General features: G+C 69.5%; 20 protein-coding genes. 6 read left to right on the forward strand and 14 right to left on the reverse strand.

From position 1 onward, the window contains the following. Positions 1-6 precede the first annotated feature (6 nt). From mdoH to BT98_RS0108050, 7 genes are all read right to left on the reverse strand, one after another. The gene (gene mdoH / locus BT98_RS0108020; protein WP_027297188.1) at positions 7-2,178 is read right to left on the reverse strand and encodes a glucans biosynthesis glucosyltransferase MdoH; all 2,172 of its coding nucleotides are present in this window, start codon (positions 2,176-2,178) and stop codon (positions 7-9) included. After that, complete coding sequence (locus tag BT98_RS0108025; RefSeq protein WP_079253252.1) at positions 2,166-3,713, reverse strand: glucan biosynthesis protein; 1,548 nt, start codon at positions 3,711-3,713, stop codon at positions 2,166-2,168. The genes mdoH and BT98_RS0108025 overlap by 13 nt, the downstream gene beginning before the upstream one ends. A 185-nt stretch (positions 3,714-3,898) precedes the next feature. Continuing rightward, positions 3,899-4,459, reverse strand: coding sequence for a cob(I)yrinic acid a,c-diamide adenosyltransferase (locus BT98_RS0108030; RefSeq protein ID WP_019462686.1), 561 nt, complete (start codon positions 4,457-4,459; stop codon positions 3,899-3,901). A gap of 17 nt (positions 4,460-4,476) precedes the next feature. After that, positions 4,477-5,376: a TonB family protein gene (locus BT98_RS0108035; protein ID WP_147292467.1), complete on the reverse strand. Its 900-nt coding sequence runs from the start codon at positions 5,374-5,376 to the stop codon at positions 4,477-4,479. A gap of 66 nt (positions 5,377-5,442) precedes the next feature. Next, complete coding sequence (locus tag BT98_RS0108040) at positions 5,443-6,336, reverse strand: cation diffusion facilitator family transporter (RefSeq protein ID WP_019462684.1); 894 nt, start codon at positions 6,334-6,336, stop codon at positions 5,443-5,445. Between the two features lie 24 nt (positions 6,337-6,360). Next, positions 6,361-9,873 (reverse strand): methionine synthase, encoded by a 3,513-nt coding sequence (gene metH, locus BT98_RS0108045; protein ID WP_019462683.1) that lies wholly within the window; start codon positions 9,871-9,873, stop codon positions 6,361-6,363. After that, positions 9,873-10,856 carry an ArsR/SmtB family transcription factor gene (locus BT98_RS0108050; RefSeq protein ID WP_019462682.1) on the reverse strand — a complete coding sequence of 328 codons (984 nt, stop codon included), beginning with the start codon at positions 10,854-10,856 and terminating at the stop codon, positions 9,873-9,875. The genes metH and BT98_RS0108050 overlap by 1 nt, the downstream gene beginning before the upstream one ends. Before the next feature lie 39 nt (positions 10,857-10,895). On the opposite strand from BT98_RS0108050, the gene BT98_RS0108055 reads away from it, so the two are divergent. From BT98_RS0108055 to BT98_RS0108065, 4 genes are all read left to right on the forward strand, one after another. After that, the gene (locus BT98_RS0108055) at positions 10,896-11,267 is read left to right on the forward strand and encodes a hypothetical protein (RefSeq protein WP_019462681.1); all 372 of its coding nucleotides are present in this window, start codon (positions 10,896-10,898) and stop codon (positions 11,265-11,267) included. Positions 11,268-11,398: 131 nt separating this feature from the next. After that, entirely contained in the window at positions 11,399-12,277 is an 879-nt protein-coding gene (locus BT98_RS27600) for a hypothetical protein (protein ID WP_027297190.1), read from the forward strand. A gap of 2 nt (positions 12,278-12,279) precedes the next feature. Next, positions 12,280-12,858, forward strand: coding sequence for a papain-like cysteine protease family protein (locus BT98_RS26540; protein WP_157223125.1), 579 nt, complete (start codon positions 12,280-12,282; stop codon positions 12,856-12,858). Positions 12,859-13,019: 161 nt separating this feature from the next. Beyond that, positions 13,020-14,525 (forward strand): MDR family MFS transporter, encoded by a 1,506-nt coding sequence (locus BT98_RS0108065; protein ID WP_027297191.1) that lies wholly within the window; start codon positions 13,020-13,022, stop codon positions 14,523-14,525. Positions 14,526-14,757: 232 nt separating this feature from the next. On the opposite strand, the gene BT98_RS0108070 is transcribed toward BT98_RS0108065, so the two are convergent. The 4 genes from BT98_RS0108070 to BT98_RS0108085 form a co-directional block, all read right to left on the reverse strand. Continuing rightward, complete coding sequence (locus BT98_RS0108070; protein ID WP_019462678.1) at positions 14,758-15,285, reverse strand: GNAT family N-acetyltransferase; 528 nt, start codon at positions 15,283-15,285, stop codon at positions 14,758-14,760. Between the two features lie 194 nt (positions 15,286-15,479). Continuing rightward, positions 15,480-16,892, reverse strand: a complete 1,413-nt coding sequence (locus tag BT98_RS0108075) for an esterase-like activity of phytase family protein (RefSeq protein ID WP_019462677.1) — start codon at positions 16,890-16,892, stop codon at positions 15,480-15,482. 133 nt (positions 16,893-17,025) lie between these two features. After that, a complete protein-coding gene (locus BT98_RS0108080; RefSeq protein ID WP_237719407.1) occupies positions 17,026-17,691 on the reverse strand; it encodes a GNAT family N-acetyltransferase in 666 nt (221 codons plus the stop codon). 120 nt (positions 17,692-17,811) lie between these two features. Continuing rightward, a complete protein-coding gene (locus BT98_RS0108085; protein ID WP_019462675.1) occupies positions 17,812-17,994 on the reverse strand; it encodes a hypothetical protein in 183 nt (60 codons plus the stop codon). A 416-nt stretch (positions 17,995-18,410) separates the two neighbouring features. Here BT98_RS0108085 and BT98_RS0108095 point away from each other — a divergent pair, with 416 nt between their 5' ends. After that, the gene (locus BT98_RS0108095) at positions 18,411-19,202 is read left to right on the forward strand and encodes a ferredoxin--NADP reductase (protein WP_026033484.1); all 792 of its coding nucleotides are present in this window, start codon (positions 18,411-18,413) and stop codon (positions 19,200-19,202) included. A 108-nt stretch (positions 19,203-19,310) separates the two neighbouring features. Here the strand turns inward: BT98_RS0108095 and BT98_RS0108100 are convergent, their stop codons facing one another. The 3 genes from BT98_RS0108100 to BT98_RS26030 all read right to left on the reverse strand — a co-directional run bounded on the left by BT98_RS0108100 (position 19,311) and on the right by BT98_RS26030 (position 22,726). Then, the gene (locus BT98_RS0108100) at positions 19,311-21,005 is read right to left on the reverse strand and encodes a cation acetate symporter (RefSeq protein ID WP_019462672.1); all 1,695 of its coding nucleotides are present in this window, start codon (positions 21,003-21,005) and stop codon (positions 19,311-19,313) included. Next, on the reverse strand, positions 21,005-21,367 hold the full coding sequence (locus BT98_RS0108105; protein ID WP_019462671.1) for a DUF485 domain-containing protein: 363 nt from the start codon (positions 21,365-21,367) through the stop codon (positions 21,005-21,007). The genes BT98_RS0108100 and BT98_RS0108105 overlap by 1 nt, the downstream gene beginning before the upstream one ends. Positions 21,368-21,601: 234 nt before the next feature. Then, positions 21,602-22,726, reverse strand: a complete 1,125-nt coding sequence (locus tag BT98_RS26030; protein WP_020628562.1) for an FUSC family protein — start codon at positions 22,724-22,726, stop codon at positions 21,602-21,604. Between the two features lie 155 nt (positions 22,727-22,881). Here BT98_RS26030 and BT98_RS0108115 point away from each other — a divergent pair, with 155 nt between their 5' ends. Then, a complete protein-coding gene (locus BT98_RS0108115; RefSeq protein ID WP_019462670.1) occupies positions 22,882-23,481 on the forward strand; it encodes a nitroreductase family protein in 600 nt (199 codons plus the stop codon). Positions 23,482-23,759 lie beyond the last annotated feature (278 nt).

Consider the following 23,759-nt stretch of genomic DNA (forward strand, 5'->3'; position numbering starts at 1 on the left):
CCCCCGTCACCGCCCCGTCATGGCCAGCAGCAGGTCCAGCCCGCGGGCGTCGCCAAGCACGGCGGCCTTTTCCGCCCGGGACAGGGCCGGAAGCACCTCCTCCAGCCGTTCCGCTTCCTCCACCCGCGCCAGGCCCAGCAGCAGGGCGGGATCGAGCGGGTCCAGCCGCGGGCGACGTGGCGGCGGCAGCATCCGGCGATGCGCCTCGGCCAGGACCGGGTCGCCCGCCAGGTGGCGCACGGCCTCCGCCGGCGCGGCGGGCAGGTCCCGCCATTCGCGGAACAGCGCGTTGGCGCGTTCCAGCACGGCGGGGACCTGACGCTCCTCGGGGATCAGCAGCAGCCCCAGCCGGCGCAGCGCCTCCCCCGCGCCGCGCCGCGCCGTCCAGCCCGCCAGCGGCACCGCCAGGGCGAGGCCGAGGATCACCGGCAGCATCCAGAGCGCCAGATAGGGCGAGACCAGCCAGGCAGCCCCGCCGAAGAGCAGGCCGAACACCGTATGCCGCCAGTAGAGCCGCAGCACCTCGCGAAAGGGCAGGCTGCCATCCTCGCGCTGCTGCGCGTTCCAGCCGCTGTCCCGGCCGAGCAGGATGGAGGCCACGTCCACCGACTGGGTGAGCATGGTGACCGGCGCCATCAGCCCGGCGATCACCGTTTCCACCAGCATGCTGACGAAGGCACGGATGGCGCCGCCACAGCCCCGCCGCTCCGCCGGGCGGAAGGCCAGTGCGATCCAGGCGAGCAGCTTCGGCACCAGCAGCAGGCCCATCGTGCCGATGAAGACCCACATGGCGCGCACCGGATCGACCACCGGCCAGTCGGGAAACAGGCTGGGCCCGGTGGGGAAGTATTCCGGCCGGATGAAGCGCGCCTGGAGGGAGGTCAGCAGGCCCACCAACAGGAACAGGAACCAGAGCGGCGCGGTGATGTAGGAGCCGATGCCGGTCAGCAGATGCAGCCGGCTGATCCAGTGCAGGCCGCGCGCCGGCAGCACCGCCGCGTGCTGCAGGTTCCCCTGCGCCCAGCGGCGGTCGCGGATGGCGAGGTCGGTGAGCGAGGGCGGGCTTTCCTCGTAGGAGCCTCGCAGCGAGGGCACCATGTGGATCGCCCAGCCGCCGCGCCGCATCAGCGCCGCCTCCACGAAGTCGTGGCTCATGATATGGCCGCCGAAGGGCTTGCGCCCCTTCAGGTGCGGCAGGCCCGCCTGTTCCGCGAAGGCGCGGGTGCGGATCATGGCGTTGTGGCCCCAGTAGTTGCCCTCCGCGCCATGCCACCAGGCGATGCCCTCGGCGATCAGCGGCCCATAGACCCGCCCGGCGAACTGCTGCATCCGCGCGAAGAGCGAGCGGCCGTTGACGATCACCGGCAGGGTCTGGATCAACCCGACATCCTCGTGCCGCTCCATCGCGGCGGCGAGGCGCACCAGCGTCTCGCCCTCCATGACGCTGTCGGCGTCGAGGATCAGCATCTGCGGATAGGCGGCGCCGAAGCGCGTCACCCATTCGGCGATGTTGCCCGACTTACGTTCCGTGTTCCTCGGGCGGCGGCGGTAGAAGATGCGCCGGTGGTCCCCGGTGCGTGCGCGCAGCGCCAGGAAGGCCGCCTCCTCCGCCACCCAGGCATCGGCATCGGTGGTGTCGCTGAGGATGAAGATGTCGAAGCTCTCGCCCCTGCCCAACGCCGACAGGGATTCGTGCATGGCCTGGAGCGCCGCCATCACCCGGGCCGGGGCCTCGTTGTAGACGGGCATCAGCAGCGCCGTGCGGTCGCGCAGCTCCGGCAGCGGGTCGCGCGCGGAGATGCCGAGCCGCCGCTCCGGCCCCGCCAACATGCGGAAGAACCCTGCCAGTGCGGAGGTGAAGCTCAGCGCCACCCAGGCGAAGAGCACCAGGAAGAGCAGGAAGAGCAGCACCTGCAACGTCGTCGGGCGGCTGAGGTCGAGCACGAGGTACATCTCCCGCCCGCCCAGTGCCGTCAGCGCGACGGCGCCGCCGATCACCAGCAGCCGCCGCAGCCCCATGAAGCGGGGCGCGGAGGGGCGGGTGGCCGGCCCACCCGGCGGCGCGGGGCCGCGCAGGTTCTGCACCGGCATGGCGAGCGGCGCCTCGGGCGGCAGGGCATGCCAGCCGGCATCGGCGGGATGGGGCTGGCGCGGCGTGTCCGTGGTCACGCCGTCCATCGGTACACCCAGCTTTCGGCCAGAGGCTCGTCGCCCAGGCGCAGCACGGCGCGCAGCTCCGCCTGGGTCTCGCTGCCCGGCTCCAGCTCGAAGGAGAGGCGCCAGCCCCCCGTCTCGCCGTTGGGCTGCGCCACCGGATTGAGGATCTTGCCCTTGTCGGAGGTGACCTCCAGCACCGGCTTCGCATCGGCGGGCAGCGAATCCAGCCTGCCGCCCGCCACGCCGATGACGAAGAGCCGCGCGTTCCGGTTGTTGATCCCGGCACCGACGCGGGTGTCCGTCACCCGCCCCAGCTCCGGCCGGCCCGTCCATTGCGGCAGCCAGTGCAGGCGATAGACGAAGCCGTATTCCCCCTTGGCCTTCAGCGGCTCCTTGGGTCGCCAGGCCATGACGATGTTGTCGTGGATCTCGGAGTTGGTCGGGATCTCGACGAGCTGCACCGCACCCTCGCCCCAGTCGCCGATCGGCTCCACCCAGGCGCTGGGCCGGCGCTCGTAACGCGCCTCCAGGTCGTCGAAGTTGGTGAAGGCGCGCTTGCGCTGCATCAGCCCGAAGCCGCGCGGGTTCACGTCGCCGAAATAGCTCACCTGCAGGTCGCGCGGATTGTGCAGCGGCCGCCAGATCTGCTCGCCCCGGCCGGAGAGCATCATCAGCCCGTCGGAATCATGCACGGCCGGACGGTAGTCATCGACGCCGAGCCGGTCGTTGGCGGCGAACCAGAACATGCTGGTCAGCGGCGCGATGCCGGCGGCGGCGATGTCCACACGCGGGAAGACCGTGGCCTCCGTGTCGAAGACCGTGTCCTGGCCTGGGCGGATGGTGAAGCGGTAGGAGGCCGCGGCGCTCTGGCTGTCGAGCAGTGCCCAGACGGTGATGGAATTCACCCCGGCGCGCGGACGCTCCACCCAGAAGGCGCGGAAGAAGGGGAACTCCTCGCCCGTGGGTTCCGCCGTCTTCAGCGCGAGGCCGCGCGCCGAGAGCCCGTATTTCAGGTCCTTGGCCACGGCGCGGAAATAGGAGGCGCCGAGGAAGGCGCAGATCTCGTCGAAATAGTCCGGCCGGTTGATCGGCGCATGCAGGCGGAAGCCGGCGAAGCCCAGATCGGCGGGCTTCGGCGGCTCCAGGTCCTGGAAGCTGAACAGGTCCGGGCTGTAGAGGATGCGCTGCGCCTTGCCCTCCGCGACCTCGTACATCTCCACCCGTTGCTTGTAGAGGAAGCCGCGGTGGAAGAGCTGCATCTGGAAGGGCAGCCCCGCGTCGCGCCACCAGGCGCGTTGCGGGTTGAAGCGGATGTCGCGGTACTTGTCGTAGGTCAGGTCCGCCAGCTCGCGCGGCAGGTCGCTGTCCGGCGCGCGGAAGGGCTTGGCGGCGAGGTCGCGCGCCATGCCGCGCACCGCGTTGCCGTCGAAGGGCACCGGGGCATTGGATGGCTGGGCCCCGCCGGAAGGGGCCGAGGATTGGGCGGCTGCATCGTGCGCCGCCCCGGCAAGGGCGAAGGCGGCGGGGATCGTGGCGAGCAGGTTGCGGCGGAGCACCGGCACCTCCGAAAGGGACAGGAACGTCGTGTCCAGGCCTCCGCCCTTCGCATGGGACGGTGGGCCCGGTCCACCGCCCGCGCGGGGCGCGCGGGCTGGGCGGGAAAGGTTGCTAACGGCTTAGATCGCGCGGTTTTGGCAAGGGTTGGGCAAATTCGTGACGCATCACGAAAGAGCGCTCTGGATTAATAGTTCTGCCCTGGAATCCACAGGACATCGCGGGCCCCGTTCTCGTTCAGGTGGCGCGCCATGACGAAGAGGTGATCGGACATCCGGTTCAGATAGCGCAAAGCCACCGGATTCAAAGCCTCCCGCGCGGAAAGCTGCACGAACTCGCGCTCCGCCCGCCGCGCCACGGTGCGCGCCAGATGCGCCTGCGCCGCCCCGGGCGTGCCGCCGGGCAGGATGAAGGAACGCAGCGGCGGAATCGCCGCGTTCATCGCCGCGACCTCCGCCTCCAGCCGGGCGCATTGCCGGTCGCTGATCCGCAGGCGTCCGGGATCGCCGCCGGGCACGGCGAGGTCGGCGCCCAGGTCGAAGAGATCGTTCTGCAGGCGCGCCAGCATGGCATCCGCCTCCGGCAGCCCGCCCGTGTGCAGGCGGATCAGGCCCAGGCAGGCGTTCAGCTCGTCCACCGTGCCGATCACCGCGATCCGCGGGGCATCCTTGCGCAGCCGCGTGCCGTCGCCCAGCGAGGTCTCCCCGCCATCGCCGCCGCGCGTGGTGATCACGTCGAGCTTCACCATGAGGGTTCCTCCGGGGGTCAGTGGGCTTCGTCGAAATAGACGGAGGTGTTGTAGCTCGACCAGACCGGCCGGCCATCGCGCAGGGCGGGGGCGAAGCGGCAGCGCTTGATCCGGGTCCTGGCCCAGTCGTCCAGCGCGGGGAAGCCGCTGCTCACGGCCACCTTCGCCTCCACCACCCGGCCATTGTCGGAAAGCCGCAGCCGCAGCCCGACGAAGCCGGCGTTGCGGTGCCCGATCCCGGCCGGCGGCAGGCCGATGGCCTCCGCGCAGCCGGCGGCAGGCATGGCCGGGCCCCGGCTCTCTCCCGGCAGGCCGCCGCTGCCGGCCCCGAGCCGCAACCCGCCCACGGAAGCGTCGAGCGCCAGCTTCGCCCGCCCGGGATCGGGCTGCGGCGCGGCCTGGGCGGGCGGCGGCGGGGCGGGACGGCGTTGGGGCGGGCTGGGCGGCGGGGGCGGCAGGGGCAGCTCGTCCAGCGCCAGCGGCGAGGCACCCTGTCCCGGTGCGGGGGCGGCCACGGGCGACGGGAGATCGGGCGGCGGCAGGGGCAGGCTTCCCGCTTCCGGCGCGGGCGGCGTGTCCGGCGCGGCTTGGGCCGGGCCGGGCCGGGCCAGGGGCGGCACGGGGGCGGCCTCCGGGATGGGCGGCACAGGCGGGGTCTCCGGTGCCTCGGGCGGCGACGGGGAGGCCGGGGGCGGCAGCTCGGCCAGGCGCCGGGCGGTGCTGCCCTCCCCCTCCCCGACCCAGACCAGGGGGATGCCGGTCATCCGCACCGGCTCGTGCACCGCCTCCGGCGCCAGCAGCCCGAGCAGCGCCGCCAGCGCGGCGCCGTGCAGCAGCAGCGACAGCGGCGGCGCCCAGGCCGGCGCCCGGCCGAAGGTCCGGCGCAGGGGCCGTGCCCCGGGCCGCAACGGCCGCACGGCCTTTTCCGCAACGGGACGCGCCGCCTTCATGGCGAAGGGCCGGCGCCCGTCAGCACCACCGGCTCACAGCACCACGACGCCGCTGTGCTTGGCCTTGCCGTCCGGCTCGACATGGATCGAGATCACCACGTTGCCGAGCTCCTGCTTCAGCGTGCCCTCGATCCGGTCGCAGATGCCGTGCGCCTCGTCCACCGACATGCCGCCGGGCACCACGAGGTGGAAGTCGATGAAGGTGAAGCGCCCGGCCCGGCGGGTGCGCAGGTCATGCGCCTCCAGCGCCCCGGTGGCATTGGCGGAAACATGCTCGCGGATCTGCGCCACCAGCTCCGGCGGCGCGGCCTCGTCCATCAGCCCGCCGACGCTTTCGCGGAGCAGGCGCAGGCCGGAGAAGAGGATCATCACCGCCGTCACGCCCGCCATCAGGGGGTCGAGCCAGAGCAGCCCCGTCACCGTGACCAGGAAGACGCCGATCACCACCCCGACCGAGGTGACGACATCGGCCATCAGGTAGTGCGAATCGGCCACCAGGGCCGGGGAGCCGAGCCGCTTGCCACGCCGGCGCAGGATCGTCGCCCAGACCACGTTCACCAGCGCCGCGGCGATGGACAGCACCAGGCCGATCATCGGCCGGTCCGGCGCCCGCGGGTTCTGCCAGGCGGTCCAGACCTCCTGCAGGATCAGCGTGGCCGCGACCACGATCAGCGCCCCCTCCAGCACGGCGGAGAAGTATTCCGCCTTGGCATGGCCATAAGGGTGGTTGTCGTCCGCCGGCATGGCCGAATAGCGCACGGCCATCAACGCGGCCGAGGCGGCGGCCACGTTCACCACCGTCTCCAGCATCTCCGCGAAGAAGGCGGTGCTGCCCGTGATCCACCAGGCCACCCCTTTCAGGGACAGCACGAAGAGGCCCACAGCCAGGCTGGTCCAGGCGGTGCGTTCGGTCAGCGAGAGCGACATAGGGCGGGCATAGCCCGTCCCCGGTCAGACTGAGAAGTATTTCGCGCGGGGGTGGTGCAACACGATCGCAGAGGTTGACTGCTCCGGATGAAGCTGGTGCTCATCGGAAAGGCTCACGCCGATCCGCTCCGCGCCGAGCAGCTTCAGCAGCCCTTCCTGGTCCTCCAGCCGCGGGCAGGCCGGGTAGCCGAAGGAATAGCGGCCGCCGCGATAGCCCTGCTGCAGCATCCGGTCCATGTCGCGGTCATCCTCGCCCGCATAGCCCCATTCGGCACGGATGCGCTTGTGGACATATTCCGCCATCGCCTCCGCCATCTCCACCGACAGGCCGTGCAGGTAGAGGTAGTCCTGGTAGCGGTTGCCCTCGAACCACTCCCGCGCCACGTCGGAGGCCTTCTGGCCCACCGTCACGACCTGGAGCCCGATGACATCGCGGCTCTCCGGCCCTTCCTGCACATCGCGCACGAAATCCGCGATGCACTCGCCATCCTGCTTCGGCTGGCGTGGCAGGGTGACGCGCCAGGCCTCGGTCACGCCGTCCTCCTCGAAGAGGATCAGGTCGTTGCCCTGCCCGGCGCATTTCCAGTAGCCATAGATGGCCTGCGGATGGAGGATGCTTTCCGCCTCGGTCAGCGCCAGCATGCGCTTGAGCACCGGGCGCAGCTCCTGCTTGGCCCAGCCGAGGAAATCCTCCAGCGAGCGGCCCTGCTTCCGGAAGCCCCATTGGAACTGGTAGAGCGAGCGCTCGTTGATGAAGGGGATGATCGCCTTGGGCGGCGCCTCGATCACCCGGGCACCCCAGAAGGGCGGCGCGGGCACGGCCTCGCCCTCCGTCACCCGCTTCCGCCGCGCCTGCGCCTCGTTGACATCCACGGGCGCGAAGCCGCGCGGGTCCGCGATGCCCAGCGTGCGCTTCTCGTTCTTCGACTTGCCGGCGCGGCGCGACTGCAGGGCGGCGAGATAGCCGTCGAAGTCGTTGCCCATCACGCGGTCCATCAGGTGCAGCCCGTCGAAGGCATCGCGGGCATAGGCGACACGGCCCGTCGTTCCGTCCTTGGCATAGGCGCGGACGCAGTCATCCTCGACATAGTTGCGCGTCAGCGCCGCGCCGCCGAGCAGCACCGGCACCTCCAGCCCCTGGCGCGCCATCTCCTCCAGGTTCTCGCGCATCACCACGGTGGACTTCACCAGCAGGCCGGACATGCCGATGGCATTGGCGCGGTGCGCCTTCACCGCCTCCATCATCTGCTGCAAGGGAACCTTGATGCCGAGATTGACGACCTTGTAGCCGTTGTTGGTCAGGATGATGTCGACAAGGTTCTTGCCGATGTCGTGGACGTCGCCCTTCACGGTGGCGAGGACGATGGTGCCCTTCTCCTGCCCCTCGGCCCGCTCCATATGCGGTTCGAGATAGGCGACCGCCGTCTTCATCGTCTCGGCGGACTGCAGCACGAAGGGAAGCTGCATCTTGCCGGCGCCGAACAGCTCGCCCACCGTCTTCATGCCGTCCAGCAGCAGCTCGTTGATGATGGCGAGCGGCGTGTGCCCGGCCGCCATGGCGGCGGCGAGGTCGTCCTCCAGCCCCTTGCGGTCGCCATCGACGATCCGCTCCTTCAGCCGTCCCTCGACGGTCTCGGCCTTCTTGCGTGCGCCCATGTCGGCCGCCTTGCGGCCGGCGAACAGCTCCAGCAGCTTCTGCAAGGGGTCGTAGCCCTCGCTGCGCCGGTCATAGATCAGGTCCTCCGCGACCTTCACCTCCTCCGGCGGGATCAGGTGCAGCGGCTTGATCTTGCTGACATGCACGATGGCGCCGGTCATCCCCGCCTTCACCGCATGGTCCAGGAAGACCGAATTCAGCACATGCCGCGCCGCCGGGTTCAGGCCGAAGGAGATATTGCTCAGGCCCAGGATGATCTGGATGTCCGGGAACCGTTCCCGGATCATGCGGATGCCCTCCAGCGTCCAGAGGCCGAGCTTGCGGTCGTCCTCGTTGCCGGTGGCGATGGTGAAGGTCAGCGGGTCGATCATCAGGTCCGACTGCGGCAGCCCGTGCCGGTCGCAGGCGAACTCCACCAGCCGCGTGGCGATGCGGAGCTTGTCCTCCGCCGTCTTCGCCATGCCGACCTCGTCGATGGTCAGCGCGATCACCGCGGCGCCGAACTTCCTGGCCAGGATCATGCGGTCCGTCGCATGGCCCTCGCCATCCTCGAAGTTGATCGAGTTGATGATCGGCTTGCCGCCATGCAGCTTCAGCGAGGCCTCGATCACCGGGGTCTCGGTGGAATCGATCACCAGCGGCGCGTTCACCGCGCCGGTGAAGCGGCGGATCACCTCGCTCATCTCCGCCATCTCGTCGCGGCCGACGAAGGCGGTGCAGACATCGAGGGAGTTCGAGCCCTCGGCCACCTGCTCGCGCCCCATGGCGACGCAGCCATCCCAGTCATGCGCCGCCTGCCGCTCCCGCCAGGCCTTGGAACCGTTGGCGTTGCAGCGCTCGCCGATGGAGAAGTACGCGTTCTCCTGCCGCAGCGCCGTGGCGCCGTAGAGGCTGGCGACCGAGGGCACCCAGACCGGCTTGCGCGGCACCGGCACCGGCCGGTGCGAAGCCCCGCCATGCCGGCGCAGCATCGCGTCCAGCGCCTGGATATGCGGCGTCGAGGTGCCGCAGCAGCCGCCGATCAGGTTCACCCCGTCCTCGGTGACGAAGCGCTCCATCCAGCTCGCCATCTCCGCCGCGCCCAGCGGGTAGTGCGTCCTGCCGTCCACCAGCTCCGGCAGGCCGGCATTCGGCTGAACCGAGATCAGCCCGCGCCAGGAACCGGCGAGGTAGCGGACATGCTCCGCCATCTCCTGCGGGCCGGTGGCGCAGTTGAGGCCGATCAGCGGCACGTCCAGCGCGTCGATCACCGTCGCGGCGGCGGCGATGTCGGGGCCGACCAGCAGCGTGCCGGTGGTCTCCACCGTCACCTGCACGAAGATCGGGATGTCGCTGCCCGCCTCGCGCTTCGCCGCCTTGGCCGCATTGACGGCCGCCTTGATGAAGAGCGTGTCCTGGTTGGTCTCGGTCAGCAGCGCATCGGCGCCGCCGGCGATCAGCCCGCGGCACTGCTCCAGCAGCGCGGCCTCCAGCCGGTCGTACTCGATATGCCCCAGGCTCGGCAGCTTGGTGCCCGGGCCGATATCGCCGATCACCCAGCGGTGGCGCCCATCGGCGAAGCTCTCCGCCGCCTCGCGCGCCAGCTCCACCGAGAGCTTGTTGATCTCGAAGGCACGGTCGCCGAGCTCGAACTCCTCCAGCGTGATCGGCGAGCCGCCGAAGCTGTTGGTGAGCACCATGTCCGACCCGGCCTCGTAGTAGCCGCGATGGATCTCGCGAACCAGTTCGGGGCGGGACAGGTTCAGCACCTCGGTGCAGTTCTCCTTGCCCCAGTAGTCCTTCTCGACATCCAGGGTGAGGGCCTGCACGCGCGAGCCCATGCCCCCGTCGCAGAGCAGGACGCGTTCGCGCAGGGCTTCGAGCAGGTGGGGACGGGACATCACGGAGCCTCGGTTGCGGCGGGCGTGGAAAGGGACGCGGCGGCCGGCAGGCGGGTGGCGGGCCAGAGGCGCACTTCCAGCGCCCCCTCCCCCCCCATGGCTGCCGTCCGGGCGGGAAGCGGGGCGCAGCCGGCGGCGCCGAGCCAGCCGGCGATCTGGGCATCGTCGAAGCCGGGCCAGCGATGTGCCTGCCGCGCCAGCAGCTCGCCGCGCTTATGCGGGGCGAGGTCGGCGATCAGCAGCCGGCCGCCGGGCGCGAGCACGCGGGCGGCCTCGGCCAGCACCGCTGCTGGGTCCTCGGCATAGTGCAGCACCATCTGCAGCGTGACGGTGTCGAAGGAGGAATCGGCGATCGGCAGCCGGTACATATCCGCCTGCCGCACCGCGCAGTGCTGTGCTAACCCGCGCTCGGCCAGCCGGGCGCGGGCCAGGGCCAGCATGGCGCGGGAGGCATCGACGCCCAGGGCGGTGTCGGGGGCCGCCCCGGCCCGCCCGGCGGTCAGCTCCAGCAGGCGACCGGTGCCGGTGCCGATATCCAGCAGGCGCCCGGGGCGTGCCGGCAGGGCCTCCAGCAGCGCCGCCTCGATGGCGGCGGCGGGCAGGCCCAGGGCACGCATCTCGTCCCAGTCCGAGCCCTGGCGCTGGAAGGTCTCGGAGGCCTCGCGCGCCCGCTCCGCCGCCAGCCGCGCCGCGGCGCGCCGGTCGGCGGCGAGCTGCGCGTCTTCCTCCGGCAGCCGCGCCGCGATCATGTGGGCGAGGCCGGCCTCGGCGGGGACCTGGAAATAGACGTTGGCCCCTTCCGGCATCCGGTGCAGCAGCCCGGCCTCGGTCAGCAGCCGAAGATGGCGCGACAGGCGGGGCTGGGACTGGCCGAGCAGGGCGCAGAGGTCGGACACGCACCAGGCCCCCCGGGCGCAGAGGGCCAGGAGGCGAAGGCGCGTCGGCTCGGCGGCGGCACGAAGCTGGGCGAGAAGTTCTTCCACGGCTGGACAATGACATAAAGATATCCTTATGTCGAGTGGATGGTCTGGAACCTCGATGCCCGTATCCCCCTCTCGCCGCTGCCTGACATGACCGCGCTGCAGCAGGCGCTCCAGGCAGGTCCGCCCGCCGCCCTGTTGCTGCCGGAGGGCCATCCCAGCCTTGGCGGGGCGGTCGCCACCGCCCGCTTCCAGCCCTTCGCCAGCCATGCGGTGGCCTGCGCCTGCTGCGGCGGCAGATCACCCGTGGCCCAGGCGCTGGATCGCCTCTTCCTGGATCGCGTGCGCGGCACCTGCCCCTGGTTCGACCGCGTCCTCGCCCTGGCGGACACGCCGGAGGCAGCCGCCATGCTGCAAGGGGCGCTTCGCCAGGATGCGGTGGTCGCGGCACGCTTCCGGAGGGATGGCCTCTGAAAAGTCGTATTAGCGTCCGGTGCTATTCCGTTTACGTTTCGATTTCGAAATTATAAGCTTGGGAAACGAAGCCCGCGCTCCGGCTACAGGCTGGAGAGGGCTCGACAACATCCTCGTGGGGCGCCCCTCCCATGTCAGACTCAGATGCCGACGTCGCGGCCCGCCTTGCGATACTCGAAGAACGCACCAAGCCGAAGTCGAAGAACTGGATGGATTACATCAAGGATTGGTCCGGCCTCATCAGCGCGCTTGTGGTGATCGGCATCAGCTACCCTATCGGGGCCTGGAACTTCTTCATCGTATCGCCAAAAGCGAAGGTGGAAAGCGAGGTCCAGCAGCTTCGCGATGTCGTCCTACAGCTTTCCGACCTGGAGGCACGCTATGCACAGTACTATTCGGGCATCAGGGAACCACAACTGAAAAGCTTGTATTCTAATGCCATGGGGTCACAGCGCTCAGCCATCATTGCACGCTCCCTAGAACTACTGAAGAAGCGCCACTCGGCACTGACCGTGCAGGAAGAGGTCTTGCTTGGGTATAATCTTGGCCAAGCCGGTCTCTACGATGATTCCGACAAAGTGCTCCGGAGCGCCCAGAACAAGGCAATCGAGCACAACTCATCCCAGCTTATCCAGCTCGTCGCAGAAACACACCGGCTGCAAGGCATGTCATATTCGACCCGGGGTGGAGCCGACCAGAAGGCCAAGACCAGGGCCGCTTATGCGGCAAGCATTCACCTTCTGCTCGCGATGGATGGCGATGCTCCTCGGCTTCAGGCGGCCAACACTGCTTTCGAATGGTCGCTCATCGAGTTACGTCAAGGCGATCAGCTTTGTGGCGAGAGGCTGGCGCAGTGGGCTCGCCAGACACTCGACCGGCTTCGCATGATCGGTCCAGCCGCTGCGGACATGCTGGCGACCTACGAAGACCTTTCCAGACGTGTCATTCCCGCCGACACCCTGAGCCGCGATGGCTGTCCGGCGACGGAAACCGAATGGCTCCAGAGCTAGCCATGCAGAACCCGATCCCCCGCCGGCGGATCGCGGTGTCGATCGCCGCCATCCTGTCCTGCTCCCGGACCGCTTCGCCCCAATTCGCCCCCATCGATCTCGGCATTCCTAATATCCAGCAGCAAACCCCTGTCTGGTGCTGGGTGGCTGTGGTGGAGCAGGTCCTCCGATGGAAAACCGGCCGAAGCCCGAGCCAGGGCGAACTCGTCTCCATTGCCAATGGCTGGCCACCACAGACCTGTCTCTTTCCACCCAATCCCATGATCGCCAATCAGTGCATGCGGACTGGTGGGTTGCATGAGATTGGCGCTCTCCTAGGTATGTTCGGCGGTGGCATGACCTCGCTAGCGCCACCGGCCTCGCCAAACGTCATTTACCAGCAAATCATGAACGGACGGGCCATCATTCTGGCCCTGCAAAGCACACCGTTCACTGGCCATGTGGTTGTGCTGCGGGGGATCATTCCCGCTCAAAATCCGCTTTTCATTATCAACGACCCAATGGGCTGGAACAACTTCAGCCAGCCATGGCCCTTTTCTTCACTGATCCAGGTCTGGCGAAGCGCGATCGTCGTCGCATGAAGCGGGCACTGCCGCGACGTTGGAACAGGGAGTGTTGAGCGGCCGTAACCGGTTCCATCCCGGCGGACAACCAACTCCCGGATCCTTTGCAGCAGCGATGGCCGGGCCTACAGAGGTCTTTGGAAACTCAGAAAATCCATCCTATCCAAGGACCATGCGGCATGCCCACGTCCTCGCCCCATCCGGCCCGGCGCCCGCTCGTGATGGCCTGCATCATGGTGTCAATGTTCATGGTGGCGATCGAATCCACCATCATCGCCACCGCCATGCCGCGCATTGTCCGGCAACTCGGGGATTTCTCCCTCTATTCCTGGGTCTTCTCCGCCTTCCTGATGGCCCAGTCGGCCACCACGGTCATCTATGGCCGCCTCGCCGACATCCATGGCCGCCGCCCCGTGCTCTTCGCCGGAATCGCGGTCTTCCTGGCCGGCTCCCTGCTCTGCGGCCTCGCCTGGTCGATGCCCTCGCTGATCCTCTTCCGGCTGCTCCAGGGCTTGGGCGCCGGCGCCATCCTGCCGGTCGGCACCACCGTGGTCGGCGACCTCTACCCGCCCGAGGAACGCGCCCGGGTGCAGGGACTGCTGGCCAGCGTCTGGGCCGTCTCGGCGGTGATCGGCCCCATGGCCGGGGCGGTGCTGGTGGAGCGCGTCTCCTGGTCCTGGGTCTTCTGGATCAACATCCCCATCGGCCTCCTGACCGTCGCCGGCCTCGCCTATGCCCTGCGGGAGACGGTGGAGCGCCGCACCGCCAGCGTGGACTATCCGGGCGCGCTGATCTTCGCCGGCTGCGTCGGGGCGCTGCTGATGCTGCTGACCCTGGCCGGCGGCGACGCCTCCTGGCGCGGCCCCGGGATGCTGGTGGCCGGGCTGGCGCTGCTGGCGGGCGTGCCGCTTCTGCTCTGGCAGGAATCCCGCGTGGCCGCCCCGATGATCGCCCTGGACCTCTGGCGCGAGCGCATCATCCAGTCCGCCAACGGCGCCACCCTGCTCGCCGGGATGGGGCTGATCGGGCTCTCCGCCCTGCTGCCCGTCTATGTGCAGGGGGTGGTCGGCGCCTCGCCCCTCGCCTCCGGCTTCACCCTGACCGCCATGTCGCTCGGCTGGCCCCTGGCTGCCAGCCAGACCGGACGCATCAACCGGCACCTTGGGATGCGCAACACCACGCGGCTGGGCACCGGCCTCTTCGTGCTGGGCACCGTGCCGCTGCTTTTCCTGGATGCGGACTCGCTGCCGCCGCTGGCGGCCCTGGCCTCCTTCCTGGTCGGCCTCGGCATGGGGCTGTTCACCACCACCTGCGTGCTGCTGGTCCAGGGCAGCACCGGCTGGTCGCGCCGCGGGGCGGCCACGGCCTCCAACGTCTTCTCCCGCCTGCTGGGCAGCACGCTCGGCGTGGCCCTGCTGGGCGGCATCCTGAACCTGGGCGCGCAAAGCGCCCTGCGGGCCACGGGCAGCGCCGATTCCACCGGAAAGATCCGCAACATCCTGGGCGAGGGCGGCATGGCCGGTCCCGTCGAGCCGGCCCTGCGCGCCGCCCTGCTGCACGGGCTGCACTGGGCCTTCTGGGCCGTCTTCGCCCTGGCCGTGCTGAGCTTCCTGCTGGCGCTGCGCATCCCGCACCCGGCCGCCCAGCCCCACCTGGGCGACAGCGCCCGGCCGCAGGAGAGTTAGGGACGCCGCACTCCGCGTCCGGCCGCCGGGGAAGAGGCGCTGCCTCTCCGCCGGAGAACCATGCTCTCAGGCGCAATCAGGCGTCAGCGAGCGCCAACTCATCGGGTCCAGGGCACGCAGTGTCCTGGCGGATAAGGGGGGCCGGGGGAAAAGGCGGAGCCTTGTCCCCCGGGGACAGAGCGACGTCGGACCACACTACGGCGGGCCTGTCCCGTGCGGACAGGCTTGTGGTTCAGGCGTCGCTCGGCAGGGTGCGGTCGCCGTCGCCGAGGGCGCGCTGCATGAACACCACGTCCAGCCAGCGGCCGAACTTGAGTCCGGCGGCCCGCAGCACGCCGGTCTGGCGGAAGCCCAGCGACAGGTGCAGGCCGATGGAGCCGACATTCTCGGCATCGCCGATCACCGCGAAGATCTGCCGGAATCCCGCCGCCTCGGCGCGGCTCAGCAGTTCCGCCACCAATGCCTTGCCGACGCCCTGGCCGCGGACATCGTCGCGGATATAGATCGAGTCCTCCGCTGCGAAACGATAGGCGGAGCGGTCGCGGAACTGCGCGTAATAGGCATAGCCGACGACCTCGCCCGCCTCGTTCTCCGCCACGAGCCAGGCCCAGCCCGCCTTCTGCACATGCTCCAGGCGATGCCCCATCTCCACCTGGTCCGGCGCCTCCTCCTCGAAGGTCCCGGTGCCACGGGCCACGTGATGGGCATAGATGGCGGTGATCGCCAGCAGGTCGGTCGGTCGCGCGTCGCGAATAGGCATCAAGATCTCCATATTCGCGACCGAACTTGTCGGCGGGCGGTGCAGGAAACAAGCCATGCGGCCCGCGTGGCGATGTCTTTCTTTCGGGAAATCCATGAAACAGCCCTCCCGCCCAGCCCTTGCGGCCCGGGCGGGAGGGAGGCGTGGCGCCCGGGGTGTTGCGTCCCCCCACCCAGGGCGTCACGCGGGCCGCATCAGCGCGCCTGGAGCAGTTCCGGCACCGACAGGAGCATGAACTCGTTGTCGTCCGCCTTGGTGAGTTGCCGGCCCGCACTGAAAGGCAGGTTGTTGTCGTTGGCCACGATGATGTGCGTGTCGTCCACCCGCGCCACGTTCTCGATCGTGAGGAAGGGGAAGGAGAAGCGGCCGGCCTCCAGCCCTGTGTCACCGCGCTGCCGCGCCAGCCCCTTGGGGTCGCGGATCGCCATCAGGTCGATGCCGCCGATGCGGCGGATCTCGCCGTCGCCCTCGTCCGCCCCCATGTCCACCAGCGTGATCCGCTTCACCCGCGCCGGGGCGGCGAAACAGGCCGGCGGCTTCGCCCCGCCGGTGCAGGCGCGGGAAGGATCGCCCTCGCCATCGTCACGCTCGATCACCAGCGCGCGGCTGTCGTCGATGAAGTTGAAGTCGCCGATCGACACGGCACCCTCCGAGAGCCGGAAGCGCTTCGAGCGGCCCGTCCAGTCCCCCTTCTCCAGCGAGAATTCCAGCACCCGCAGGAAGTTCCCCTCGCCCTGGTCGCTGCCAGGCTTGAAGAGCGGCTTCTCCAGCAGCGCCCAGAGCGTCTTGCCGTCCGGCGTCAGCGCCATGCCCTCGAAACCGCCCGAGCGGCGCGAGCGGAAGGGCAGCACGCCGTTCGGCGTCGCCGCGGTGCCCAGCGCGGGGTTGTCGGGCGACATCAGCACCTGCCCGTCCAGCTTCGTCTCCACCACGCGGCGGACGCGGCCCTCGCGGTCCACATGCACCAGGAAGGGGCCGAACTCCTCGCCGATCCAGAAGCCGTCGGCCACGGGCTGGATGCTTTCCGGGTCGAAATCCGCCCCGGTCAGGTAGCGACGGTCCGTCGCCTCATGGGTGATCCGGAAGGGCACCTTCCGCTCGGGGTCGGACAGGAAGACCGTCTGCTCCACCTGCACCGCGCCCGTCGCGAAATCCGGTCGGATCTTGCGGAAGGCCAGCAGCGCGTCGGAGCTGTTGCGCTTGTTGCCGAAGCCGTTGTCGGTCAGCACCCAATAGGCGCCGGGCTCGCCCGCCACCGGCTTGATGCCGGAGAAGCCCTGCACCGGCTGCCCCTGGAAGGGCAGCGAGAGGCCGCTCGGCCGGCCATCGGGCGCCGGGCCGGTGGTGCCGGGAATGCTGCCGGCCTGGTCGGTCCGCAGGTTGCCCGGGCCGGTGAAGCGCCCCGACATCCGCGCCTCGGCCGGCGCATCGCCGGGAGGCGGGACCAGGGTATTGGCCGGCAGCACGGCATGGCCGGTCAGCACCGCCTCGAAGTTCTGCTCCGCCGCCTGTCCCTGGCCGGGCAGGGCCAGGGCGGCAGTCACGAGGCCGCCCAGCAGCAGGGCACGGAGGGAGGCGCGGAAAGTTCCGCGGTTGAAGTTCGGCAAGCGAATCGCCCCTGTTCTCATGGGGCGGCGCTTAGCCTCCGCAGGCTGCAAACCGGTGACAGAAGCATGACACCGGAATGACGCAGGCTCCATGTTGGATCATGCCGGGCCGGGGCGACCGGCGGCACGCCTGTCAGGGGGCGGGATTCGTGCCGGCGATCTCGCCCATCGACCGGCGCGGACGCCCCGCATGGTCCCAGTTGGAATCATCGAGCCAGGCGGCGATCGCCTCCCGCCGCGCCGGCCACTCATCCTCCAGGATCGAGAACCAGGCGGTGTCGCGCGACCGGCCCTTCACGATCTTCACGCTGCGCAGCGTGCCCTCATAGGTGAAGCCCAGCCGTTCCGCCGCCCGGCGCGAGGGGGCATTCAGCGCATGGCACTTCCAGGTCAGCCGGCGATAACCGAGATCGTCCATGGCATGGCGCATCAGCAGGAACATCGCCTCGGTGGCCGCGCGGGTCCGCTGCAGCCGGGGGCCGAACCAGATGTTGCCCAGTTCGATATGCGCGTCGGCCGGAAAGATCTCCATCAGGGTCAGCCAGCCATCGGCCGTGCCGGTGCGGTGCTGCCGGATGGCCCAGGCGATGGGGTCGTGCTGGCTGGCGAGGCCGGCCACGTGGCGGCGCATCGCCTCCTCGTCCCGGAATGGGCCATAGCCCAGATAGGCCCAGGCATCCTCGGCATTCGTCGCCGCCCGGAACAGGTCCGGGGCGTGGCGGGGATGCAGCGGCTCCAGATCCACATTCTGCCCGTGGTGCGGGATCCGGGATGGCAGCGGGCGGGGGGTGTCGTCCACGACAGGCCCCAGCGGAGGCCCCTGACGTGAAACGGTGGATGGCGTGATCATCGGGACGTGATCCTGGCGCCGAAGCGGCACTTCGGCAATGCGCCGCGACAGGAGCCGTTCCGGCAAGGATCAGGCAAGGATATTCACCTGCGAGGCAGCCGCGGTGAGCTTGGTCTGGGCCTGGGCCACGGCCTGCTGGGCCTGGGTCAACGCCGCCTGGTCCTCGGCGGTCCGGCTCGCGCTCGCCTGCGCCTGCTGGTCGGCGGCAAGTTGCTGCTGCGCCCTCGCCTCCTCGGCCTTTGCCTCTTGCACGGCGGCCTCGAGTTCCGAGGTGTCGCTGCCGCCCTGGCTGGCCCCTGCGGCGCCGCCCGGCGACGCGCCGGTGGCAGCGCCGGAGGAGGCCGCCTGGGTGGCGCCGGTCCTCGCATTGCTGGCGGAAAGGCAGCGGATAGCCCTGCGTGCCCGTGGTGGCGGTGATGCTGGTCATGGCCAAGGCCTCCCGCGCCCGCCCCATGGCCGAGAACCCCTCCGGCCGGACCCGGCACGCGGTGCAAGGGACCATGCGGAGGTTGAGGAAGCGTGAAGATGCGCCCCATGAGATGCCCCCGTGACCGGCCGGGGCGGAAGCCATCCCCGCCCGCGGCATTGCGAATATACGTAAACCACAGGGCAGGAACGTTCATTCCACGTTGCCTTCCGTGGCGCGGCACCCCATAGCTTCCGGCGCCATGAACGCCCCCGCACCCAACGCCGCCTTCTTCCACGAGACGGTCCTGTCCGTGCATCACTGGACCGACCAGCTCTTCTCCTTCCGCACGACACGCGACCAGGGCCTGCGCTTCCAGGCCGGGCAGTTCGTGATGATCGGCCTGATGGTCGAGGGGCGGCCGCTGCTGCGCGCCTATTCCATCGCCTCCGCCCCCTGGGACGAGGAGCTGGACTTCCTGTCCATCAAGGTGCCGGACGGACCGCTCACCTCCCGCCTGCAGCACCTGCAGCCGGGCGACAAGATCCTGGTCGGGCGCAAGCCGGTCGGCACGCTGATCCTGAGCAACCTGCGCCCCGGCAAGACCCTCTGGCTGCTCTCCACCGGCACCGGCCTCGCCCCCTTCCTGAGCCTGATCCGCGAGCCCGAGGCCTATGACCAGTATGAGCGTGTCGTGGTGGTCCATGGCGTGCGCCAGGTGGACGAGCTGGCCCATCGCGCGCTGATCGAGGAGGAGCTGAAGGAGCACGAGTTCCTCGGCGAGGTGATCGGCGACAAGCTGCTCTACTATCCGACCGTGACGCGCGAACCCTTCCGCAACCAGGGCCGCGTCACCGACCTGATCACCTCCGACAAGATCACCGGCGATCTCGGCCTGCCGCCGATCTCGCCGGAGCATGACCGCGTCATGCTCTGCGGCAGCCCGGAGATGCTGGCCGATTGCCGCAAGATCCTGGAGGGGCGCGGCTTCCGCGAAGGCAGCCAGCACGAGCCGGGCGAGTTCGTGATCGAGAAGGCCTTCGTCGAGAAGTAGCCGCTCGCCATCGGAAGAAAACGGAAAAGGGGGATGGCCGGCGGGCCATCCCCCTTTTCCGTTCCTGCCGCCCGGGACCGGGGAGGAATACCCTCCCCGGCCGCGCGGTCAGTGGACGTGGGCCCCGGAAGCACCGATCCCGGTCTCCGAACGCACGTACTGCGCGTCGAAGGACGCGATCTCGCGCCGTGCCCGCAGGCTGTTGTCCATCTTCGAGAAGGCCCAGATCCCCGCGAAGGCCAGCGGCATCGAGAAGATCGCCGGGTTGTCGTAGGGGAAGAGCGCGGCGGCATGGTGGAAGGTGTCCACCCAGACCGCCTTGCTCAGCACCACCATCACCACCGCCGCGACAAGGCCGAGCAGGCCGCCGCAGAGCGCGCCCGTGGTGGTGGTGCCGCGCCACATGGTGGACATCAGCAGCACGGGGAAGTTGCAGCTCGCCGCCACGGCGAAGGCGAGGCCCACCATGAAGGCGACGTTCTGGTTCTCGAAGATATAGCCGAGATAGATGGCGACGAGGCCGATCACCACGGCGGAGATCTTCGACAGCCGCACCTCCTTCTTCTCGGTGGCGCGGCCGCGGGCGATCACGCTGGCATAGAGGTCGTGGCTGACCGCCGAGGCGCCCGAGAGCGTCAGGCCCGCGACCACGGCCAGGATGGTGGCGAAGGCCACGGCGGAGATGAAGCCCAGGAAGAGCGAGCCGCCCACCGCGTTGGCCAGGTGCACCGCCGCCATGTTGGTGCCGCCCAGAAGGCCGGTGATCTTGTTGTAAACGCCCGATGCCCCGTTGGTGTAGTAGACCGGGTCGTTCATCAGGAAGGTGATGGCGCCAAAGCCGATGATGAAGGTCAGGATGTAGAAATAGGCGATCAGCCCGGTCGCGTAGAAGACTGACTTGCGCGCCGCCTGCGCGTTCGACACCGTGAAGAAGCGCATCAGGATATGCGGCAGCCCGGCCGTGCCGAACATCAGCGCGAGGCCCAGCGAGATCGCCGAGACCGGGTCCGCGACCATGTTGCCCGGCGCCATGATGCTGACGCCCGACGGGTGCACCTGCACGGCGGCGGCGAACATGCGCTCCGGGTTGAAGCCGAAATGCCAGAGCACGGCGAGCGCCATGAAGGTGGCGCCGACCAGCAGCAGGCAGGCCTTGATGATCTGCACCCAGGTCGTGGCCTTCATGCCGCCGAAGGCCACATAGACGATCATCAGCAGCCCGACGATCACCACCGCGTACAGGTATTGCAGCCCGAAGAGCAGCTGGATCAGCTTGCCCGCCCCCACCATCTGCGCGATCAGGTAGAAGGCCACCACCACCAGCGTGCCGCTGGCCGAGAGGATGCGGATGCTGGTCTGGTCGAGGCGGAAGGAGGCGACGTCGGCGAAGGTGAACTTGCCGAGGTTCCTCAGCCGCTCCGCGATCAGGAACAGCACGATGGGCCAGCCGACCAGGAAGCCGATGGAATAGATCAGCCCGTCGAAGCCGCTGGCGAAGACCAGGCCGGAGATGCCGAGGAAGGAAGCCGCCGACATGTAGTCTCCGGCGATGGCCAGCCCGTTCTGGAAGCCGGTGATGCCGCCGCCCGCCGCGTAGAAGTCGGAGGCTGAACGGTTCTGCGAGGCGACGCGGTAGGTGATCACCAGCGTCATCGCCACGAAGGCGACGAACATGACGATCGCCGCCCAGTTCAGCGCCTGGCGCTGCACCGGCCCGGAGATCGCGTCCGCGGCCCAGGCCATGCCGCCGAGGCCGAGGGCGAGCGTCCCGGCCGTGACGGTGAGGAGCTTGAGGAGGCGCATCAGCGGCCGAGCTCCTGGCGCAAACGCTGCGTCATCTCGTCGAAGCGCGTGTTGGCGCGCGCGACATAGATGCCGGTCAGCACGAAGGCCGAGACGATGACCACCAGGCCCAGGATGATCCCCGTGGAGGTAGCACCCCCGGCGATCGGGGTGGCCATCAGCCCATGGGCGAAGGCCACGAGCAGGATGAAGCCCAGATAGATCACCAGCATCACGATGGAGAGCGTCCAGGCGAAGCCGGATCGGGCCTTGACCAGTTCCTGGAAGGTCGGGTTGCGCAGGATGCGGTTGACCTCGCTGTCCCCGGCATCGGCCCCGGCGGCATCGGTGACGGGTATCGTGGTTCCCAGCGGGATCGCCATTATGTTTCCTCGATTCGCGGGTCTGTGGCCCGTTTTCCTGTGGCGGTTTTCAGAGTGGCCGGCCTCGCGGGCTCTGCCCGCAGAAGGCGCTCTGGTTCGGACCTTGCCATGTTCGTTCGGCATGGCGACAGGGTCAATCGCGAAAAGGGCCGAGGACCCCTCTCTGCGGCAGCGTGGCGTGCGATCGCCCAGCGAAACTGTTTCAGAAACGCGACACATTCCGGACCGGCAAGGTCAAGGATCCCGCCCCTTCCCATCTTGGCCCTTCTCACCCCGGGCCTCCCCGTCTTGGCCCTCCCCGCTCCGGTCTGCCCACAGCCATCCCAGCAGGTCCACCGCGACGGCGATGCCGCTGCCCACCAGCGTCGCCAGGATGCGGTGGCTCGCCGCCTCCGGCTCCGGCATGGCCACCAGGGCGAGCAGGAAGACCACATAGGCGCTGATCGCGGTGGAAAGCGCGGCGTAGTTCACCCTTTGCAGGGCATAGCTGGCCCAGGCCATGGCCAGGATCAGCAGCGCCAGGGCCCATGGGCCAGGCTGGAGCATCGCCGCCACCAGAGTCGCGCCCCCTGCCCCCAGCAGGGTGCCGGCCACTCTTTGCAGACCGCGGGAATAGGTCTCATCCAGCTTCGGCTTCAGCACCATCACCGCGGTCATCGGAGCCCAGTAGCCGTTCGGCAGGTTCGCCAGATGGCTGGCCAGCACGGCTCCCATGGCGGCGCAGGCGAGCCGCAGCGCATAGCCCTGGTCCGGATTCCGGCGGCTGGCGAGGAGGCGCAGGGATTCCAGCAGTTCCGGGATCTGCAGGTCGGAAGGCCAGCTCCGGGGCGAGGGCAGGTAGCGCCGGCAGGCCACCAGGATCACCCACTGCAGGGCGCCACCCACCAGGATCAGGCCCCCGCGGCCCAGCGCGTTCTCCAGGCTGGCCGGAAAGGCGCTGGCCACCGCCAGCGCGATGTTCCATTGCAACCCCAGCCACCAGGCACCGATCCCGGCCGCCGTCAGCAGGCCGCAGGCCGCCGCCCAGAGGCCGCTGATCAGGAGAAGCAGCGGCAGCCACTGTCCCGCCAGGGAGCCCACGGTGGCCGAGGCCGCCATCCCCAGCATCGCCACCAGCATCGGCATCGCCCAGCCGCGCGAGAAGCGCTGCAACGCGCCGAAGCCAACGGTCATGGCGCCGCTGGCCGCCACCAGCCCATCCGACGGGCGTCCGCTCAGCAACCCGGCGACCAGAACCAGCGCCAGCGCCGGCAGGCAGAGCCAGGCGATGCGGATCTGCCGGGCCTTCCAATCCAGGTGGAATATCGTGCCTGGCGGCTGGAGGTCCGGCAGGCGGCGCTGGCGGAAAAATCCAGGCATGGTCCCCCGGCCGGTGCTTCCAGGCAAAAGACCTGCCGGGACGCTTCGTTGCAAGCGGCGGTTTGCGCAGTGGCGGGAAAGGCGCAAAAAAGACCGTACCGGTCTGGAACGCCCGCTGCCGGTCCTGCCCGCCGCCACTACCCGGGAACCCCGCGATGAACGACCCTGGCCCGCTTTCCTCCGGAACCGCCTCGCCGGTGTTGGAGGCCCTGCTGACCCGCCATTCCATCCCGGCCCAGTTGCTGCGCGCGCCGGGGCCGGAAGGCGAGTTGCTGCACCGTATCCTCGAGACCGCCCTGCGCGCGCCGGACCATGGCGGGCTGCATCCCTGGCGCTTCGTGCTGATCCGGGGCGAGGCGCGGACCCGTTGGGCCGCCGCCGTCGAGGAGGCAATGCGCGCCCGCGACCCCTCGGTGACGCAGCCGATGATCGACAAGCAGTGCGGCCGCATCCTGAACGCACCGCTCACCATCGCCGTGGCCGCGCATATCCGCGAAGGCAAGATCCCCGAGGTGGAGCAGATCCTCACGGTCGGGGCCGGGGTGATGAACCTGCTGAACGCCTTCCACGCCGAGGGCTTCGGGGCGATCTGGCTGACCGGGGCGAACGGCTACGACTCCATTCTGGCCCGCCGCCTCGGCCTGGGCGAGGGCGAACGGCTGCTGGGCTACGTCTTCGTGGGCACGCCGGACGGCGAGGTCCGGCCGTCCCGTCGCCCGGAACTGTCGGCGCATGTGACGGACTGGGCCGGCTGATCCGGGACGCCGCTTTCCGCGGCGCCTTGCGTCCAGCGCCGTGCTTCCCCGGGGGCAAGGCTCCGCCTTTCCCCCGGACCCCCTATTCGCCAGGACCCTGAGGGTCCTGGACCTCCCTTTCGCTGGCGCCCGCTGATGCCGGATCGCGCCGGAGAGCATCGCTCTCCGGCGAACTGCCGATGTCACCGGCGCGGACACGATGTTTTCTCCTTTTCGGGAGACCCGCGTCTCCGCCTGCTCCCGGGGATCAGGCCGCAGAGCAACGTCCACCGCAGGCG

Source organism: Roseomonas mucosa ATCC BAA-692 (assembly GCF_000622225.1).
GTDB lineage: Bacteria > Pseudomonadota > Alphaproteobacteria > Acetobacterales > Acetobacteraceae > Roseomonas > Roseomonas mucosa.